The sequence below is a fragment of the Diaphorobacter sp. JS3051 genome (genome assembly GCF_015832135.1).
Classification (GTDB): domain Bacteria; phylum Pseudomonadota; class Gammaproteobacteria; order Burkholderiales; family Burkholderiaceae_C; genus Diaphorobacter; species Diaphorobacter nitroreducens.
In genome coordinates, this window is record NZ_CP065406.1 from 3,239,845 (window position 1) to 3,257,206 (window position 17,362).

Here is a 17,362-nt window from a genome sequence, read left to right on the forward strand (position 1 = left end):
GTGAGGGTGCCCAGGTCGTCCACGAGCCAAAAAAGCTGGCCGGTGCTTCCCAGCGATAGGCCCTTGCGGTGATCGTCCAGCACCGCAGGGGCGCCACCGGCCCAGGCCAGTTTGCCGACGAGAAGCCACAAGAGCAGGCAGGCGCGAAGCAGGTTCATGGACAATGGATGGCAGCCATCACACTGTAACCCCGCCTGGGGCTTGTGGTTGCGCCGAGGCACTCCGCATCCGTGCGTGCGCTTCGCCGTCCCAGGCCCCGGATTGCCCTGTTATGCACGCATTACCTGAAAGCACCCAGCGGGTGGCTGCCGAGTTGCAGCGCCTGCGCCACCCCCACGCGCCGCGCATGCTTGACGACGCCGCGCGCACCGCGCAGCAGGCGGCTGACGGGCTGGGCGTGGCGCTGGGGCAGATCGCCAAGAGCATCATCTTCCGGCGCAAGAGCGATGACGCGGCCGTGCTGGTCGTTACCTCCGGCGACCGGCGCGTGGACGAGAAGAAGGTCGACGCCCTCGTGGGCAAGACGGGCCGCGCCGACGCGGAATTCGTCAAGGCCAAGACCGGATTCGCCATCGGCGGCGTCTCGCCCGTGGCCCATTCCACCGCCCCTGTCACCCTCATCGACCGCGAGCTGTTCCGCTTCGATGTGATTTGGGCTGCCGCCGGCCATCCCCACGGCGTGTTCCAGTTGAGCCCGCACGATCTGCAGCGGCTCACCGGTGCCCCGGTGGCCGACGTGGTGCAGGAGATCAGCGCATGAGCGACGCCGCAGTGAATGCTTCTGAATTGATAGCTGCTCGCGCTGGTGAAATAAGCGCTAGAGGCCAATTTGGCTTAAATTCCCAGGAGCCGGTTCCGTCGCCCTGCGTGTCGGTCTGCCGCATGACGGCCGACCGCAGCCACTGCGAGGGGTGCTTCCGTACGATCGACGAGATCCGCGCCTGGTCGCAAGCCGATGGCGCCGCGCGCCGCGCGATCTGGACCGCCGCATTGCAACGCGCGGGGGTGGACCTTCCCGAAGAGCTGGAGCCACTGGCATGAAGCACATCACGTTCTACCTGGATTTCGTCTCGCCGTACGCGTGGCTGGCCTTCGAGCGGCTGCCGCAGGTACTGGAGGGGCTGAACTACCACCTGCACTACAAGCCGGTGTTGTTGGGCGCGCTGCTGCAGCAGCATGCCAACCCCGGGCCGGCCGGCGTGCCGCCCAAGCGCGACTGGACGTACCGGCACGCCACCTGGCTGGGCCATACGCTGGGCTGCGGTCTGGACATGCCGGCGCGCCACCCCTTCAATCCGCTGCCGTTGCTGCGCCAGGCGCTGGCGTGCAGCGACGATGGCACGGTCAACCGCTATGTCGCCGGCACCGTGCTGCGGCATGTCTGGCTGGGTGGGCAGGATGCGCTGGACCCCGCGCGCCTGGACGTGCTGGCGCAGGCCCTGGCAGAGCAGTTGCGGCCCGACGCCGAAGGCGCGGGCGCCCTGCCCAAGGCCCTGCTGCGCGCCAACACGGACGAGGCGTCGGCCCGTGGCGTGTTTGGCGTGCCGGCCTTTGAGGTGGATGGGCGCCTGTTCTGGGGGCTCGACAGCCTGCCCATGTTGCGCGCCTACCTGGACGGCGACGCGTGGTTTGATGGGCCGGCATGGGATGCGGCGCCCGCGGTGCCATCGGGCCTGCCTTCCGTGCGCTGAAGCGCATTCCTCGGCGGCGGCCGACGGGGCCGCGGCAGGCGTTCCAGGGCGCCGCAGACAGCGTTCTGCGGCGCCTTTTTGCATGGGGCCGTGCCCAGCACTGTGCGGCGGGCGTGGGTTTGTCATGCGTCAAGGGTTTGTCCTAGGGAGGGCAAACCCTGGCGAAAAACTGCGGGGTTACCCGTGTCTGGTGCCGTGCGCGAGACTCGCCGCAGCCTCGTGTAGTCCGATTTTTCGCATCAAGAAAAACGATCTGCGGGTTGCCACGGAGTTTGTCAGATGGCCGTAAGACTGGGGTGGCGGCAGCGTTTGGCGCATGTCAGCTTTCGGTCAGATGGCGGCCCGATATTGCGTCGCAAGCACCGCAGAGTGCTTCAGATCGTCGGTTTTTCGCGCTTTCTTACGCGCATTTTCGATTCCATCCCAATAAGCAGGAGACAGCATTCATGGCTACCAGCACTGCATACGCCGGCCGCCCCGGCGCTGCCGCCCGACCGATGTCGGCGGAAGAAAAGAAGGTGATCTTCGCCTCGTCCCTCGGCACCGTGTTCGAGTGGTACGACTTCTACCTCTATGGCTCGCTCGCGGCCATCATTGCCAAGCAGTTCTTCAGCGGGCTGGATGCTGGCGCGGCGTTCATCTTCGCGCTGCTGGCCTTCGCGGCCGGCTTCCTGGTGCGCCCGTTCGGCGCGCTGGTGTTCGGCCGCCTGGGCGACATGATCGGGCGCAAGTACACCTTCCTGGTGACCATCCTGATCATGGGCATCTCGACCTTCATCGTCGGCGTGCTGCCCAGCTACGCCAGCATCGGCATCGCGGCACCGGTCATCCTGATCGCGCTGCGCATGCTGCAAGGCCTGGCGCTGGGCGGTGAATACGGCGGTGCGGCCACCTACGTGGCCGAGCACGCCCCGCACGGCCGCCGTGGTGCCTACACCTCGTGGATCCAGACCACGGCCACGCTGGGCCTGTTCCTGTCGCTGCTGGTCATCCTGGGCACGCGCACCGCCATGGGCGAGGCGGCGTTCAACGACTGGGGCTGGCGCATTCCGTTCCTGGTGTCGATCCTGCTGCTGGGCATCTCGGTGTGGATCCGCTTGTCGCTGTCCGAGTCGCCGGCCTTCCAGAAGATGAAGGCCGAGGGCAAGACCTCCAAGGCGCCCCTGTCCGAATCGTTCGGCCAGTGGAAGAACCTGAAGATCGTGATCCTGGCGCTGGTGGGCCTGACGGCTGGTCAGGCCGTGGTCTGGTACACCGGCCAGTTCTACGCGCTGTTCTTCCTGACGCAGCAACTCAAGGTGGACGCCGTCACGGCCAACCTGATGATCGCCGCGGCCCTGCTGATCGGCACCCCGTTCTTCGTGGTGTTCGGCTCGCTGTCCGACAAGATCGGCCGCAAGCCCATCATCATGCTGGGTTGCGTGCTGGCCGTGCTGACCTACTTCCCGGCCTTCAAGATGCTGACGGAAGCCGCCAACCCCGACCTGGCCAAGGCCCAGGCGACAGCGGGTGTCGTGGTGATCGCCGATCCCGCCACCTGCTCGTTCCAGGGCAACCCCGTGGCACGCGAGATCGACTTCAAGAGCTCCTGCGACATCGCCAAGCGCTACCTGGTGCAGAACTCGGTGAGCTATGAGAACGTGGCCGGCCCCGCGGGCTCGCCCGCGGTCGTGAAGATCGGCGAAAAGACCATCACCGCGCCCACCGGCAACGTGGTCAACCACAAGTTCGACGAGGCAAGCGTGAAGGCCATCGCCGCCTTCAAGAAGGAGATGGCCGAAGACCTGAAGCTCGCCGGCTACCCCTCCAAGGCCGACCCCGCCAAGATGAACAAGGTGATGATGATCGTCATCCTGACGTATCTGGTGATCCTGGTGACCATGGTCTACGGCCCCATCGCGGCCATGCTGGTGGAACTGTTCCCCACGCGCATCCGCTATACCTCCATGAGCCTGCCGTACCACATTGGCAATGGCTGGTTCGGCGGCCTGCTGCCCACGACATCGTTCGCCATCGTGGCGTCCACCGGCAATATGTATAACGGCTTGTGGTACCCCATCATCATCGCCGGCATGACGGCAGTGATCGGCACGCTGTTCATCCGCGAAACCAAGGACGTGGACATCTACGCCAACGACTGACCTCGTTCCGCTCTTTTGTCAGGGTTTTCCCTGGCTGAGCCCTGCCGCCACACCTTTGCCTGTGCGAAAGTGTGGCGGCAATACGTCAGGGGTATTACAGGCGGGACTTTCCTCTGTGTTGGCCCAGATGGTTACACCTAGAATTTGCGCCGTAGCTGCACATTGTGCTAATCGGCTCCCTGCGGGCGGCGAGCTGTGCCTACCACAACTGATGGACACAAGCATTCAAGGAACTCAAATGCAAAAACCAAGTCGTTTGCTGCTCGCTACCCTGGCTCTGCTGGGTACTTCCGCTGTTTTCGCGCAAAGCAGCGTGACCCTGTACGGCCGCGTGAACACGTCGGTGGAACGCCAGAAGGTCGGCGGTACCAGCAACACCGTCATGCAGAACAACTCCTCGCGCTTCGGCTTCAAGGGCACTGAGGACCTGGGCGGCGGCCTGAAGGCCGGCTTCCAGCTGGAAAGCGGCTTCAACTCCGATACCGGCACGGGCTCGGGCTGGACCCACCCCACCACCGGCATGACCTTCGCCCGCCAGAGCGAAGTGAACCTGTCCGGCGGCTTCGGCATGATCCGCCTGGGCAACTTCATGCCCGAGTCGTACTACGCTACGGCCGACTACGTGAGCATGCACAACCATGACACGGGCACGTCTTCGGACGCTCTGTACTACGATCCCGTGTGGTTCGGCGGCCTGAGCACCACCAACAAGATCGGCTATCGCACGCCCAGCTTCGGTGGGCTGACGGTGGACGCTTCCGTCTCGTTGCATGAGAAAAACGCTGCCATTCCGCAAAAGAATGGCTATGACCTGGCTGCCAACTACAACATCGGCGCGCTGAACCTGGGCGCCGGCTACAGCCAAGTGGACAGCAATCGCCAGCTGGGCCTGCGCGCGTTGTACACCTTCGGCCAGTTCGTCGTGGGTGGCTACTACCAGCGTAACAAGGACGACAACCAGCTCCTCGCCACGGGCGCAGGCAACCGCAACAACTTCCGCCTGGCGGGCGCCTACATGATGGGTGCTTCCGAGTTCCACGTGAACGTGGGCCGCGCTGGCAAGTGGAGCGACATTGCCGACAGCTCCGCTACGCAGTGGACCCTGGGCTACAACTACAACTTCAGCAAGCGCACCAAGGTGTACGCTTTCTACACGAAGGTGGACAACAAGGCAGGTGCTACCTACATGACGGGCGCCGCTGGCCAGGACTTCAGCTCGCTGGCGCTGGGCGTTCGCCACAACTTCTGATGCACCGGCAGCGTAAGCTGCATGCAATGCAAGCCTGATTCAATGGAGTCGGGCTTGCGATCAGACAGGCCTCACACGATGGTGTGAGGCTTTTTTATTGGTGCCGCCCTTTTCCGTCGACAACAATTTTCAGGAGATGAGCATGTGGAAGATCGTGGTGGGTTTCGTGGTGTTCGCAGTGATCATGCTGTTCGTGATCATGAAGGCAGGAGACCAGGTGGACATGAGCGGTGAAAAGCATGGGGTGGAAGCGACGCACGTGCCCGAGTCCGCAGCTGCTCCCGCGTCCGGCGCCAGCGCAGCGCAGTGAACCGGCCCCACCCATCCAAAACGCGGAGCCAGGCTCCGCGTTTTGGATGGGGCGGTGGACTCCGCCGCCGTGGCGTTACGGCCCGCTCAGCGCTGGAATCGGCCGTCCGCTCCGATGATGGACAGGTCGGCGAAGTCCAGCCCCGAGTGTTCCTTTGCGCTGTAGGAAAGCTCCAGGCCCCCCAGGTCGAATTTGCTCAGGCTTTCCAGGGCCGCGTGCAGCCGTGCACGGTCCGGCTTGGGGCCGGCGCGGCGCAGGCCCTCGGCCAGCACCTTGGCGTTCACGAAGCCCTCGACCATGGCCGGAGTGAGTTCCTTCAGCCCTTGCGCCTTCGCCAATTCCAGGGCTTCTTTGATCACCGGGTAGTTCAGCGACCGCTCGGACGGAAAGACCTGCGTGACGATGACGCCGCGGGCCTGATCGCCCAGCGCCTTGGTGAAGCCCCCCGACGCATTGTTTGACAGCGTGACGATCTGCCCGCCCACGCCGGCCGCGCGCAGTGCCTTGATGCCGTCCACGACCGCCGCGCCGGTGCCGATGAAGATGACGGCCTGGGGATCCTGCGCACGCACGCGCGGGGCGATGGCTGAGAAATCTGGCTTCGCCCGGTCGAACTTCTCCACGAACAAGGCGGGCAGCTTGTTGTTCTGCAGGCCCTTTTGCGCACCGGCCAGGCCGTCCTGGCCGAAGGCGTCGTCCACATGCACGATGCCGATGCGCTGAACTCCCAGCAGCGCAAGGTGGGCGATGGCTTTCTCCACCTCGCGCTGGTAGGGCGCGCGGACGTTGAAGATATTGCGGGAAACGGGCTGGTGCAGCGCCATGGCGCCCGTGGAGGGCCCCACCAGCGGCACGCCGTACTTGTCCAGCAGCGCAACAATGCCCTGGGTGTGGGGTGTGCCGCGCGTCATGAACAGTGCCAGCACACCCTTGTCCTCGATGAGCGTGCGGGCGTTGTCCTGCGTCAGCTTGGGGTCGAACTTGTCGTCGAGCGCGACGAGTTCGATCTTCTGCCCGTTCACGCCGCCGCGGGCGTTGACGTGGTCCAGGTACAGCGACGCGCCCAGCATCGATTCCTTGACGGTTGCCGCCGCGGACCCGGTGATGCCGACGGTCTGACCCACGAGCAACTGCGCGTGGGCCAATGATGAGGCCGCACTGACCACCGCCAGGGCGCACGCTGCGCCCCACTTCTTCCAATGTGTCTTCATGAGGTGTCTCTTCCCTGTGTATTTGCGCGCGAGTGCGAGCAGGGGCGAGTGTATCGGCGGCAGCCTACGCTGGAATGACGTGCCGCAGACGCCGCGCGATCACCCGGGCGGCGTCTGACCTCACGAAAAGGGCTTCAGCGGCGGAACTTGCCGTCCGTGCCGATGATGGAAAGATCGGCGAAATCCAGGCCCGTGTGGTCGTCGGGGCCGTAGGAGATGTCCAGTCCGCCCAGATCGAACTTCTGGATGGATTCCAGGGCCGTCTGAATCTTCTCGCGCGACGGCTTCGGGCCGGCGCGGCGCAGGCCTTCGACCAGCACTTTGGCGGCGGCAAAGCCTTCGAGCATGGCCGGGCTGACCTCGGTCATTCCCTTGGCCTTGGCCAGGTCGATGGCTTCCTTGACCAGCGGGAAGGTCAGGCTGCGCTCGTTCGGGTAGACCTGCGTGACGATCACGCCGCGGGCATTTTCGCCCAGGCTCTTGATGAAGCCGCCCGAGGCATTGTTGGACAGCGTGACCACCTGTGCCGTGGAGCCCGCCTGGCGCAGCGCGTTGTAGCCATCCACCACCGACGTGCCCGAGGCGACCATCAGGACGGCCTGGGCCTGCGCCTGGGAGATCTTGGCCACCAGCGGGGTGAAGTCCGGCTTGGCGCGATTGAACTTCTCCAGCACCACGGGCTGCAGCTTGGCCTGGGCCAGGCCTTTTTGCGCGCCCGTCACGCCATCGGCGCCGAAGCTGTCGTCCGCATACAGCACGGCGATGCGCGTGATGCCCATCGAGGCCAGGTGGGTCATGGCCTTCTCGGCCTCGCGCTGGTAGGTGGCGCGCACGTTGAAGATGTGCTTGCGCACCGGCTGGTGCAGCACCATGGCGCCCGTGGACGGGCCCACCAGGGCCACGCCATGCTTGTCCAGGTGCGGGATCATGGATTCGGTGTGGGGCGTGCCGCGCGTGAGGAACATGACATGCACGTTCTTGTCCTCGATCAGCGTGCGCGCGTTCTCGCCGGCGGTTTTGGGGTCGAACTTGTCGTCCATCGAGATCAGTTCGATCTTCTGCCCGTGCACGCCGCCCTTGCCATTGACCGCGTCCAGGAACAGCTTGGCGCCCTGCGTGGTCTCCTGCACCCCTGCGGCCACCTGGCCGGAGAACCCGGCCGTTTGCCCCACCAGGATCTGTGCATGGCTTGCGCCCAGCGTTGCGCCCAGGACCAGGGCGGCCCCCCATTTATGCCATGGCTGCATGGCGTCTCCTCTCTTTGGTTGTTGGTGCGGCGCAGTCTAACGGATAGGGCCGGATGCGCCATCACCTGCGTGACCGGCTGTGGTGTGGTGTCCACCCGGTCGATGCGGAATCCGGCTCGTCCCTAGAATGTTCCGCCTCATTGCAGAAAGACCCGCTCATGACCCAGGGACTGATCCGTATCCACGGCGCGCGCCAGCACAACCTCAAGAACATCGACCTGGACATCCGCACGGGCGAGCTCACCGTGGTCACCGGTCCCAGCGGCTCCGGCAAGTCCAGCCTGGTGTTCGACACGCTGTATGCCGAGGGCCAGCGCCGCTACGTGGAGACCTTCAGCGCCTACGCGCGCCAGTTCCTGGACCGCATGGACAAGCCCGCCGTGGACAAGGTGGAGGGCGTGCCCCCGGCCATCGCCATCGACCAGACCAACCCGGTGCGCTCGTCGCGCTCCACCGTGGGCACGATGACCGAGCTGAACGACCACCTCAAGCTGCTGTTCGCGCGCGCCGGCCAACTCTTCGACCGCGAGACGGCGCTGCCTGTGCGCCACGATTCGCCGGACACCATCCATGCCGAGTTGCAGCGGCGCTGCGCGGCGGAGGACGACCCGCGCATCGTGCTCACTTTTCCCGTGGAACTGCCCGCGGGCACCACCGCGGAACAGCTGGAGCAATGGCTGTCGGCCAGCGGCTTCACCAAGGTGCAGGCCGAGCGCGAGGTGGCCACGCCCACCGGCCCGCGCAAGCTGCTGGACGTGGTGGCCGACCGCTTTCGTATGGGCAACGTGGAGCGCGCGCGCGCGGTCGAGGCGATCGAGGTCGCGCTCAAGCGCGGCGGGGGGCGGCTCAATGTCTATCGCCTGCGGGACGATGGCGAAGCAGACTTGTGGCGCTTCTCCACCGGCCTGCATTGCCCCGAGAGCGACCTGCGCTACGCCGAGCCCATCGCGTCCATGTTCTCGTTCAACTCCGCCGTGGGCGCCTGCGACACCTGCCGGGGCTTCGGCCGCGTGATCGGCGTGGACTACGGCCTGGTCATTCCCAACGACAAGCTCACGCTGCGCGCCGGTGCGATCAAGACCATCCAGACCCCCGCCTGGAAAGAAGCGCAGGACGACCTCATGCGCCATGCCGAGGCCGCCGGTATCCCGCGCGACACGCCCTGGTACAAGCTCACCGCGGAGCAAAAGCACTGGGTGATCGAAGGCACACCCGGCTTCAAGAACGGCAACTGGAACAAGCAGTGGTACGGCATCCGCCGCTTCTTCGAGTACCTGGAGAGCAAGGCCTACAAGATGCACATCCGCGTGCTGCTGTCCAAGTACCGCAGCTACACGCCATGCCCGGTGTGCGCCGGCGCGCGCCTGAAGACCGAGAGCCTGCTGTGGCGGCTGGGCAGCAAGGAGGACGCCGATGCCGTGCTCGACCCCGCGCAGCGCTTCCTGCCGCAGGGCGTGGCCTGGACGCGCGCGCAGCTGGAGGCGCTGCCCGGCCTGTGCCTGCACGACCTGATGTTGTTGCCCATCGACCGCCTGCGGCGCTTCTTCGCGCGCATGGCGCGTGTGCAGAATGCTCCTGTTTCAATAGCTGGTGACGCTCTCCAGTTAAGCGCTACAGGCCAAAACGACTCTCAGGCTGGCGATCGTCAGGCGCTGCAGCTGCTGCATGACGAGATCGCCACGCGCCTCAAGTACCTGTGCGACGTGGGCATCGGCTACCTCACGCTGGACCGGCAAAGCCGCACGCTGTCGGGCGGCGAGGTGCAGCGCATCAACCTGACCACGGCGTTGGGCACCTCGCTGGTGAACACGCTGTTCGTGCTGGACGAGCCCAGCATCGGCCTGCACCCGCGCGACATGCACCGCATCACCGAGGCCATGCTGCGCCTGCGCGACGCGGGCAACACGCTGGTGGTGGTGGAGCACGACCCCGCCGTGATGCTCGCGGCCGACCGTGTCCTCGACTTCGGCCCGGGTCCCGGCGAGCGCGGCGGGCAGATCGTGTTCGACGGCACGGTGGGCGAACTGCGCCGCGCGCCCACGCTGACCGGCCAGTACCTCGGCGGGCACAAACAGATCGGCACCGGGCTCAAGCGCCTGGTGACGGATGCCACGCCGCGCCTGGTGCTGGAGGGTGCGCGCGAGCACAACCTGCGCGATGTGAACGTGGAGTTCCCGCTGCAGCGCCTGGTCACCATCACCGGCGTGTCGGGCTCGGGCAAGTCCACGCTGATCCAGGACGTGCTGGCGCCCGCGCTCATGCGCCACTTCGGCAAGGCCACGGAGACGCCCGGCGCGCATGAGCGCCTGCTGGGCGCCGACCACCTGAGCGACGTGGTGTTCGTGGACCAGTCGCCCATTGGCAAGACGGCGCGCTCCAACCCCGTGAGCTATGTGGGTGCGTGGGATGCCATCCGCGAGCTGTTCGCTGTGGCGCCGCTGGCCCGGGAACGCGGCTACACCGCGGCCAAGTTCAGCTTCAATTCGGGCGACGGGCGCTGCCCGACCTGCGGCGGCTCGGGTTTCGAGCATGTGGAGATGCAGTTCCTGTCGGATGTGTACCTGCGCTGCCCCGACTGCGACGGCAAGCGCTACCGGCCCGAGATCCTGGAGGTGCGCATCGAACGCGGTGGCAGGCTGTTCAACGTGGCGGACGTACTGGATCTCACCGTGCACGAGGCGGCAGAGCTGTTTGCGAAAGACCGCGAGGTGATCCGCGCGCTGCAGCCCATCGTGGACGTGGGGCTGGAGTACGTGAAGCTGGGCCAGCCTGTGCCCACGCTGAGCGGTGGCGAGGCGCAGCGCCTGAAGCTGGCGGGCTTCCTGGCCGAGGCGGCCCGGAGCCAGGCCAAGTCGCGCCAGCCGCTGGCCCGCAAGGGCACGCTGTTCCTGTTCGATGAGCCCACCACCGGCCTGCACTTCGACGACATCGCCAAGCTCATGCGCGCGCTGCGCAAGCTGCTGGACGCGGGGCATTCGCTCATCGTCATCGAGCACAACCTGGACGTGATCCGCGCCAGCGACTGGCTCATCGACCTGGGGCCCGAAGGCGGCGACGCCGGCGGCCAGGTGGTGGCCGAGGGCGCACCCGAGGAGGTGCGCCAGCACCCCACGTCGCACACCGCGCAAGCGCTGCGCGAGTACGAACTGGCGCTGGGCGAGGGCGGCCATTCGGTGCACGAGCAGCAGGCGGTGCTACGAAAAGAGAAGCTGCTCGCGCTGGATGGAAAAGCGCCAGAGGCCAAAAACGCCATAGAGATCGTGAACGCGCGTGAGCACAACCTGCGGCACCTCACGCTGGACATTCCTCGCGGCCGGTTCAACGTGATCACGGGCGTGAGCGGCTCGGGCAAGTCCACGCTGGCGTTCGACATCCTGTTCAACGAGGGCCAGCGCCGCTACCTGGAGAGCCTGAACGCCTACGCCCGCAGCATCGTGCAGCCGGCCGGGCGGCCCGAGGTGGACGCGGTGTACGGCATACCGCCCACCGTGGCCATCGAGCAGCGCCTGTCGCGCGGCGGGCGCAAGAGCACCGTGGGCACGACCACCGAGGTGTGGCACTTCCTGCGTCTGCTGTATGTGAAGCTGGGCGTGCAGCACTGCGTGCACGACGGCGCGGCGGTGCAGCCGCAGACCAGCGAGAGCATTGCCGCGCAGCTGCTGCGCGACTACCGCGGCCAGCACATCGGCCTGCTGGCGCCGCTGGTCGTGAACCGCAAGGGCGTCTATACCGAACTGGCCGACTGGGCGCGCCCGCGTGGCTACACCCACCTGCGCGTGGACGGCCACTTCCTGCCGACCGCGGGTTTTCCGCGCATCGACCGCTTCAAGGAGCACACCATCGAGCTGCCCGTGGCCAGCGTGGACGTGTCGCCGGAGCATGAAGACACGCTGCGCACGCAACTGTCCAAGGCGCTGGAGCTGGGCAAGGGCGTGGTGCATGTGCTGAGCGGCCTGGACGGCCTGCAGCAGGCGCTGCAGGACGGAGCGCCCACGGCGCACATCGGGCGGTTGCAGGTGTTTTCCACCAAGCGCGCCTGCCCCGTGTGCGCCACCAGCTATGCCGAGCTTCAGCCTTCCCTGTTCTCCTACAACAGCAAGCATGGCTGGTGCCCCGACTGCGTGGGCACGGGCGTCAAGCTCACATCGGCGCAGCGCAAGGTGTTGGACGACTCCGTGCAGTCGGAGGACAACCGCGGCCGCGAGCAAACCTTTGCCGAGCCCGAAGTGGAGGACGTGGCCGACGCCGCCTGTCCCACCTGCCAGGGCACGCGCCTGAACCCGGTGGCGCGCGCCGTGCGGTTCGCCGGCACGCCGATCACCGAGGTGGCGCGCCTGTCGGTGGCCGAGGTGCGGCAGTGGATCGCCGGGCTGCAGCTGTCGGGGCGCGAGGCGGAGATTGCGCGCGACCTGATCCCCGAGATCCAGAGCCGTCTGGAATTCCTGGAGGAAGTCGGGCTGTCCTACCTCACGCTGGACCGCGGCGCGCCCACGCTCAGCGGCGGCGAGGCGCAGCGCATCCGCCTGGCGGCGCAGCTGGGCAGCAACCTGCAGGGCGTGTGCTATGTGCTGGACGAGCCGACCATCGGCCTGCACGCGCGCGACAACCAGATCCTGCTGAACGCCCTGCACAAGCTCGGCGACAAGGGCAACACCCTGGTGGTGGTGGAGCACGACGAGGACACCATCCGCCGCGCCGACCACATCATCGACATCGGCCCCAGCGCGGGCAAGCGCGGCGGGCGCCTGGTGGCCCAGGGCACGGTGGCCGACGTGCAGGCGGCTGCGGACTCGCAGACCGGCCGCTACCTGCTGCATGCCATGCGCCACCCGCTGCAGGCGCGTCGTCCGGTAGATGCTATTGAAAAAGTAGCTGATGGCGCCCATCCGGCGGGCGCTGGAGGCCAAAACGATGCGGAACCCCTGCGCTGGCTCACCGTGCACGGCGCGCACCTTCACAACCTGCAGCAGGTCACTGCACGCGTGCCGCTGCAGCGGCTGGTGGCCGTCACGGGCGTAAGCGGCTCGGGCAAGTCCACGCTGGCACGCGACGTGTTGCTGGCCAACGTGGCCGCCTGGGTGGGCCAGCGCGCCACCAAGGCCGGGCGCGACGCCATGGATGCGGGCAAGGCGCCGCCGCTGGCCGGCTGCACCGGCCTGTCGGGCTTCGAGACCCTGGACCGCGTGCTGGAGGTGGACCAGACGCCCATCGGCAAGACGCCGCGCAGCTGCCCCGCCACCTACATCGGCTTCTGGGACACCATCCGCAAGCTGTTCGCCGAGACGCTGGAGGCCAAGGCGCGCGGCTATGCGCCGGGGCGCTTCAGCTTCAACACCGGCGAGGGGCGCTGCCCGGCCTGCGAAGGGCAGGGCGTGCGCACCATCGAGATGAGCTTCCTGCCCGATGTGAAGGTGCCCTGCGAGGTCTGCCACGGCGCGCGCTTCAACCCCGAGACGCTGGCCGTCACCTGGCGCGGCAAAAGCATTGGCGATGTGCTGCAGATGGAGGTGGACGAGGCCGTGGAGTTCTTCGCCAGCATGCCCGGCATAGCCCACCCACTGCAGCTCTTGAAGGACGTGGGCCTGGGCTACCTCACACTGGGCCAGCCCAGCCCCACGCTCAGCGGCGGCGAGGCACAGCGCATCAAGCTGGTGACCGAGCTCACCAAGGTGCGCGACGACGTAGGCCGACGCGGGCAGAAAAGCCCGCACACGCTCTACGTGCTGGATGAGCCCACCGTGGGCCTGCACATGGCCGACGTGCACAAGCTCATCCAGGTGCTGCACCGCCTGGTGAACGGCGGCCACAGCGTGGTCGTGATCGAGCACGATCTGGACGTGATTGCCGAGGCCGACTGGATCATTGACCTGGGCCCCGAAGGCGGCAAGGACGGCGGGCGCATCGTGGCGGCAGCCACGCCTGAGGACGTGGTGCGCCAGGGCACGCACACCGGCAAGGCGCTGGCACCGGTGTTGGCGCGCTGACCGGGCCGCGGGGGCTTTTCCTACAGGGTGCGGCGTGCGTGGCTCACACGCCGCCCCTGGGCGCGCTTTCTAGGATCGAACCCATGTTGCCAGCACGCGTTGCTGGCGGTGTTCAACCCCCAACAGCACACAGCGCCATGAATTCCTTTGTCAGAACCTCCTGCGCCGCGGCGGTGGCCGCCGCCACTGCCCTTCTTCTCAGCGCCTGCGGCGGAGGCAACGACGACGATCCCACGCCCAGCGACCAACTGGGCGTGTTGACCGTCACCGGCTCCACCGTGGACGGCCTCAACGGGGTGTATGGCGACGGCAACATCAACCTCACCGATGTGGACAAGAAGAACCCCATCGGCTCCTACCCCGAGGTGTGCACCTTCCGCTTCGATGGTGCCAACCGCGTGGGCGGCAGCGGCCAGGCGTTTGGCGACATCCGCTACCGGCCCGATGCCACGTCGGTGTACGAGGCCTTCTTCACCTTCATGGACCGCGAGTTCCGCGCCGACGACGGCTGGAGCGACGTGGCCGTGGTGCGCGACACCGATCGCATCCGCCTGGTCAACAAGACGCTGACGGCCACCGACGGCTCGGGCGCCCGGGTGACGGTATCAGGCGTGATCCCCATGCGGCCCAACCGCCCGTCGGGCTGCTGAGCACCGCTTCCTCCCGCTCTTTTACGGCTCTCTTTTGCTTACCCCTCGCCCCTACTACGGGGTTTGCCCCGGCCCGCTACGGCGCCGGGGCTCTTTTTTGCGCGTGTTGCGCACGTAGTGGATGGGACAATGCGGTCCATGACCGCCACCACCGACACCCTCACGATCACCCGCCCCGACGACTGGCACCTGCACGTGCGCGACGGGGAGCCGCTGCGCACCGTGGTGCCGCACACGGCCGCGCAGTTCGGCCGCGCCATCATCATGCCCAACCTGCGACCGCCGGTGACCACGGCGCAGCAGGCCGCTGAGTACAAGCAGCGCATCCTCGCCGCCGTCCCCGAGGGGGTGGCCTTCGAGCCGTTGATGACGCTCTACCTCACCGACAACCTGCCGCCCGACGAGATCGCGCGTGCCAAGGATGCGGGCGTGGTCGCCGCCAAGCTCTACCCCGCAGGCGCCACCACCAACAGCGACGCGGGCGTGACCGATCTGCGCAAGACCTACAAGACGCTGGAGGCCATGCAGAAGGCGGGTCTGCTGCTGCTGGTGCATGGCGAGGTGACCAGCAGCGACATCGACCTGTTCGACCGCGAGGCGGTGTTCATCGAGAAGCAACTCATTCCGCTGCGCCGCCACTTCCCCGAACTGAAGATCGTCTTCGAGCACATCACCACGAAAGAGGCGGCGCAGTACGTGCAGGAGGCTGGCCGCTTCACGGCCGCCACCATCACCGCGCACCACCTGCTGTACAACCGCAACGCCATCTTCACCGGCGGCATCCGCCCGCACTACTACTGCCTGCCCGTGCTCAAGCGCGAGGTGCACCGCCAGGCGCTGGTGCAAGCGGCCACCAGCGGCAGCGACAAGTTCTTCCTGGGCACCGACAGCGCGCCGCACCCCGCGCACCTGAAGGAGCATGCCACCGGCTGCGCGGGCTGCTATACCGCGCACGCCGCCATCGAGATGTACGCCGAGGCCTTCGACAACGCGGGCGCGCTGGACAAGTTGGAAGGCTTTGCCAGCTTCCACGGCCCGGCGTTCTACGGTCTGCCGCGCAACACGGGCACGGTCACGCTGCGCCGCGAGAGCTGGACGCCGCCCGACAGCTTCGCCTTCGGCGAAGCCGCGCTCAAGCCGCTGCGCGCGGGCGAGGCGCTGCCCTGGCGCCTGGTGGCATAAAAAGCGTCACAACCCACACAGGGGGAGGTCACCCATGGCGGAACGCCAATTGCGCATTGCGCTGCTGATCGACGCCGACAACGCGCCGGCCGACAAGATCGACGAGATCCTCACCGAACTGTCCACGCTGGGCGAGATCAACGTGCGCCGCGCCTACGGCAACTGGACCAAGTCCGGCCTGGGCGGCTGGCAGCAGCGGCTGCTGGAGTTCGCCATCCGACCGATCCAGCAGTTCGACTACTCCAAGCGCAAGAACGCCACCGACATGGCGATGACGGTGGACGCGATGGAACTGCTCTATTCAGAGCGGCCCGACGCGTTCGGCCTCGTGTCGTCCGACGCTGACTTCACCCCCTTGGTCATGCACCTGCGGGCCAAGGGCTCGGCGGTGTACGGCTTTGGCGCCGCGCAGACGCCCAAGCCTTTCGTGAATGCCTGCTCGCGTTTCCTGTACCTGGAGTCGCTGGTCAGCGAAGAAGACGCCGAGGGCGCACCCCTGCCGGCGCAGCCCGAGGCCACGGCCGCGCCCGCGCAACCCGCCCCCGCCCCCGCCCCCGCCAAGACCGAGGATGTGCCCGCCCCCGGCGTGCCGCTGTGCCCCGCCACGCTGCGCGTGCCCACGGCCCAACTGCGCCAGGACACGCGCCTCATGAACCTGCTGCGTGATGCCGTGCAGGCGTGCGCGGACGAAACCGGCTGGGCCCGCGTGGGCGCGGTGGGCACACAGATTGGCAACAAGACCTCGTTCGATGCCCGCAACTACGGTTATGCCTCACTGTCCAAGCTGCTGGCGGCCACGCAGGCCTTCGAGTTCCGCGACGAGGGAACCTCGCGCGTGGCCGTGCGCGACAAGCGCGCGGCGCGTGCTCCGGCCCCGCCCGCCGGTGGGCCGGCCAGCACGTGAGCGAACCCTCCGCCGCGCAGGCGTTGGCGGCCATCGACTGGCAACGCCCCTGGCTTGCGCCGCTGGCGGTTCTGGGGCCACAGGTGGCGGCGCGCGTGCGGGCCGGCGCCTGCGTGGCCGACGCGCTCAACGCTGCCATGGACTGCGCGGGGCTGGCGCCGGGTATTCGCTTCGCGCCGCAGCAGGCACTCCCAGTGGGCGAGGCCTATGAGCAGTTCGTCCATGGCCAGCGCCGCGTGCCCACGCGCGACAACCTGCATGACTTCTTCAACGGCCTGATCTGGCTGCACTACCCGGCTACCAAGCGGCGTCTCAACGACTTGCAGGCCCGCGCCATCGCTGCGCAGGGCGTGGGCGCGGTGCGCGGGCCGCTGCGTGACGCGGTCACGGTGTTCGACGAGAACGGCGCCGTGCTGCTGGCGCCGCAACCCCTGCACGAAGCCCTGGCCGCGCGCCAGTGGCGCCGGCTGTGCGTGGAACTGCGCCCGCTGTGGCGGCAGGCGCGGCTGCTGGTCCTGGGCCATGCCCTGCTGGAAAAGCTGGTTTCACCCCGAAAATCGATCACAGCGCACGTCTATCAAGCGCAGGCAGCTATCAAAAACGAAGCAATGGCGGACCAGGCGCTGGCGCGAGACCTCAGCGCGCCATGGCTCGCGGCCAAGCCGTTCAATCCCCTGCCGATTCTGGGTGTGCCGGGCTGGTGGCCCGAGAACGAGAACTTTTGCTTCTATGATGACTCCCTCGTTTTCCGCAGCGCGCGCGTCGCATAATGCAACCACAACAGGCGCACCCT

Annotated in this window: 13 protein-coding genes; 11 read left to right on the top strand and 2 right to left on the bottom strand. The window is 67.1% G+C overall.

What is annotated here, in order from left to right; translation table 11 throughout:
- Positions 1 to 271 precede the first annotated feature (271 nt).
- From I3K84_RS15455 to I3K84_RS15480, 6 genes are all read left to right on the top strand, one after another.
- Positions 272 to 760 (top strand): YbaK/EbsC family protein, encoded by a 489-nt coding sequence (locus tag I3K84_RS15455; protein WP_015914310.1) that lies wholly within the window; start codon positions 272 to 274, stop codon positions 758 to 760.
- Complete coding sequence (locus I3K84_RS15460) at positions 757 to 1,041, top strand: DUF1289 domain-containing protein (RefSeq protein ID WP_047350700.1); 285 nt, start codon at positions 757 to 759, stop codon at positions 1,039 to 1,041. Before I3K84_RS15455 ends, I3K84_RS15460 begins: the two co-directional genes overlap by 4 nt.
- Positions 1,038 to 1,691, top strand: coding sequence for a 2-hydroxychromene-2-carboxylate isomerase (locus I3K84_RS15465; RefSeq protein WP_103738662.1), 654 nt, complete (start codon positions 1,038 to 1,040; stop codon positions 1,689 to 1,691). The genes I3K84_RS15460 and I3K84_RS15465 overlap by 4 nt, the downstream gene beginning before the upstream one ends.
- Before the next feature lie 446 nt (positions 1,692 to 2,137).
- Entirely contained in the window at positions 2,138 to 3,832 is a 1,695-nt protein-coding gene (locus tag I3K84_RS15470) for an MFS transporter (protein WP_196994931.1), read from the top strand.
- A 238-nt stretch (positions 3,833 to 4,070) separates the two neighbouring features.
- Positions 4,071 to 5,081 (top strand): porin, encoded by a 1,011-nt coding sequence (locus I3K84_RS15475; RefSeq protein WP_196994932.1) that lies wholly within the window; start codon positions 4,071 to 4,073, stop codon positions 5,079 to 5,081.
- Between the two features lie 142 nt (positions 5,082 to 5,223).
- Positions 5,224 to 5,391: a hypothetical protein gene (locus I3K84_RS15480; protein ID WP_172734575.1), complete on the top strand. Its 168-nt coding sequence runs from the start codon at positions 5,224 to 5,226 to the stop codon at positions 5,389 to 5,391.
- Positions 5,392 to 5,477: 86 nt separating this feature from the next.
- Here I3K84_RS15480 and I3K84_RS15485 read toward each other — a convergent pair whose 3' ends face one another.
- Positions 5,478 to 6,602 (bottom strand): ABC transporter substrate-binding protein, encoded by a 1,125-nt coding sequence (locus tag I3K84_RS15485; RefSeq protein ID WP_047350704.1) that lies wholly within the window; start codon positions 6,600 to 6,602, stop codon positions 5,478 to 5,480.
- A gap of 134 nt (positions 6,603 to 6,736) precedes the next feature.
- Positions 6,737 to 7,849 (bottom strand): ABC transporter substrate-binding protein, encoded by a 1,113-nt coding sequence (locus I3K84_RS15490; protein ID WP_088888310.1) that lies wholly within the window; start codon positions 7,847 to 7,849, stop codon positions 6,737 to 6,739.
- Positions 7,850 to 8,007: 158 nt separating this feature from the next.
- Between I3K84_RS15490 and uvrA the strand changes: the two genes are divergently transcribed.
- From uvrA to I3K84_RS15515, 5 genes are all read left to right on the top strand, one after another.
- A complete protein-coding gene (uvrA, locus tag I3K84_RS15495) occupies positions 8,008 to 13,833 on the top strand; it encodes an excinuclease ABC subunit UvrA (RefSeq protein WP_196994933.1) in 5,826 nt (1,941 codons plus the stop codon).
- Positions 13,834 to 13,970: 137 nt separating this feature from the next.
- Positions 13,971 to 14,483: a hypothetical protein gene (locus tag I3K84_RS15500; RefSeq protein ID WP_196994934.1), complete on the top strand. Its 513-nt coding sequence runs from the start codon at positions 13,971 to 13,973 to the stop codon at positions 14,481 to 14,483.
- A gap of 138 nt (positions 14,484 to 14,621) precedes the next feature.
- Positions 14,622 to 15,665, top strand: coding sequence for a dihydroorotase (gene pyrC / locus I3K84_RS15505; RefSeq protein ID WP_231403341.1), 1,044 nt, complete (start codon positions 14,622 to 14,624; stop codon positions 15,663 to 15,665).
- Between the two features lie 34 nt (positions 15,666 to 15,699).
- The gene (locus tag I3K84_RS15510; RefSeq protein ID WP_196994936.1) at positions 15,700 to 16,569 is read left to right on the top strand and encodes an NYN domain-containing protein; all 870 of its coding nucleotides are present in this window, start codon (positions 15,700 to 15,702) and stop codon (positions 16,567 to 16,569) included.
- Positions 16,566 to 17,339, top strand: a complete 774-nt coding sequence (locus I3K84_RS15515) for a DUF3025 domain-containing protein (protein ID WP_196994937.1) — start codon at positions 16,566 to 16,568, stop codon at positions 17,337 to 17,339. Before I3K84_RS15510 ends, I3K84_RS15515 begins: the two co-directional genes overlap by 4 nt.
- Positions 17,340 to 17,362 lie beyond the last annotated feature (23 nt).

Bases quoted from the DNA above. Each gene is read 5' to 3' on its own strand.
- I3K84_RS15485 (WP_047350704.1), bottom strand. From the start codon at position 6,602: ATGAAGACACATTGGAAGAAGTGGGGCGCAGCGTGCGCCCTGGCGGTG.
- pyrC (WP_231403341.1), top strand. From the start codon at position 14,622: ATGACCGCCACCACCGACACCCTCACGATCACCCGCCCCGACGACTGG.
- I3K84_RS15500 (WP_196994934.1), top strand. From the start codon at position 13,971: ATGAATTCCTTTGTCAGAACCTCCTGCGCCGCGGCGGTGGCCGCCGCC.
- uvrA (WP_196994933.1), top strand. From the start codon at position 8,008: ATGACCCAGGGACTGATCCGTATCCACGGCGCGCGCCAGCACAACCTC.
- I3K84_RS15490 (WP_088888310.1), bottom strand. From the start codon at position 7,849: ATGCAGCCATGGCATAAATGGGGGGCCGCCCTGGTCCTGGGCGCAACG.
- I3K84_RS15455 (WP_015914310.1), top strand. From the start codon at position 272: ATGCACGCATTACCTGAAAGCACCCAGCGGGTGGCTGCCGAGTTGCAG.
- I3K84_RS15465 (WP_103738662.1), top strand. From the start codon at position 1,038: ATGAAGCACATCACGTTCTACCTGGATTTCGTCTCGCCGTACGCGTGG.
- I3K84_RS15470 (WP_196994931.1), top strand. From the start codon at position 2,138: ATGGCTACCAGCACTGCATACGCCGGCCGCCCCGGCGCTGCCGCCCGA.
- I3K84_RS15460 (WP_047350700.1), top strand. From the start codon at position 757: ATGAGCGACGCCGCAGTGAATGCTTCTGAATTGATAGCTGCTCGCGCT.
- I3K84_RS15480 (WP_172734575.1), top strand. From the start codon at position 5,224: ATGTGGAAGATCGTGGTGGGTTTCGTGGTGTTCGCAGTGATCATGCTG.
- I3K84_RS15510 (WP_196994936.1), top strand. From the start codon at position 15,700: ATGGCGGAACGCCAATTGCGCATTGCGCTGCTGATCGACGCCGACAAC.
- I3K84_RS15475 (WP_196994932.1), top strand. From the start codon at position 4,071: ATGCAAAAACCAAGTCGTTTGCTGCTCGCTACCCTGGCTCTGCTGGGT.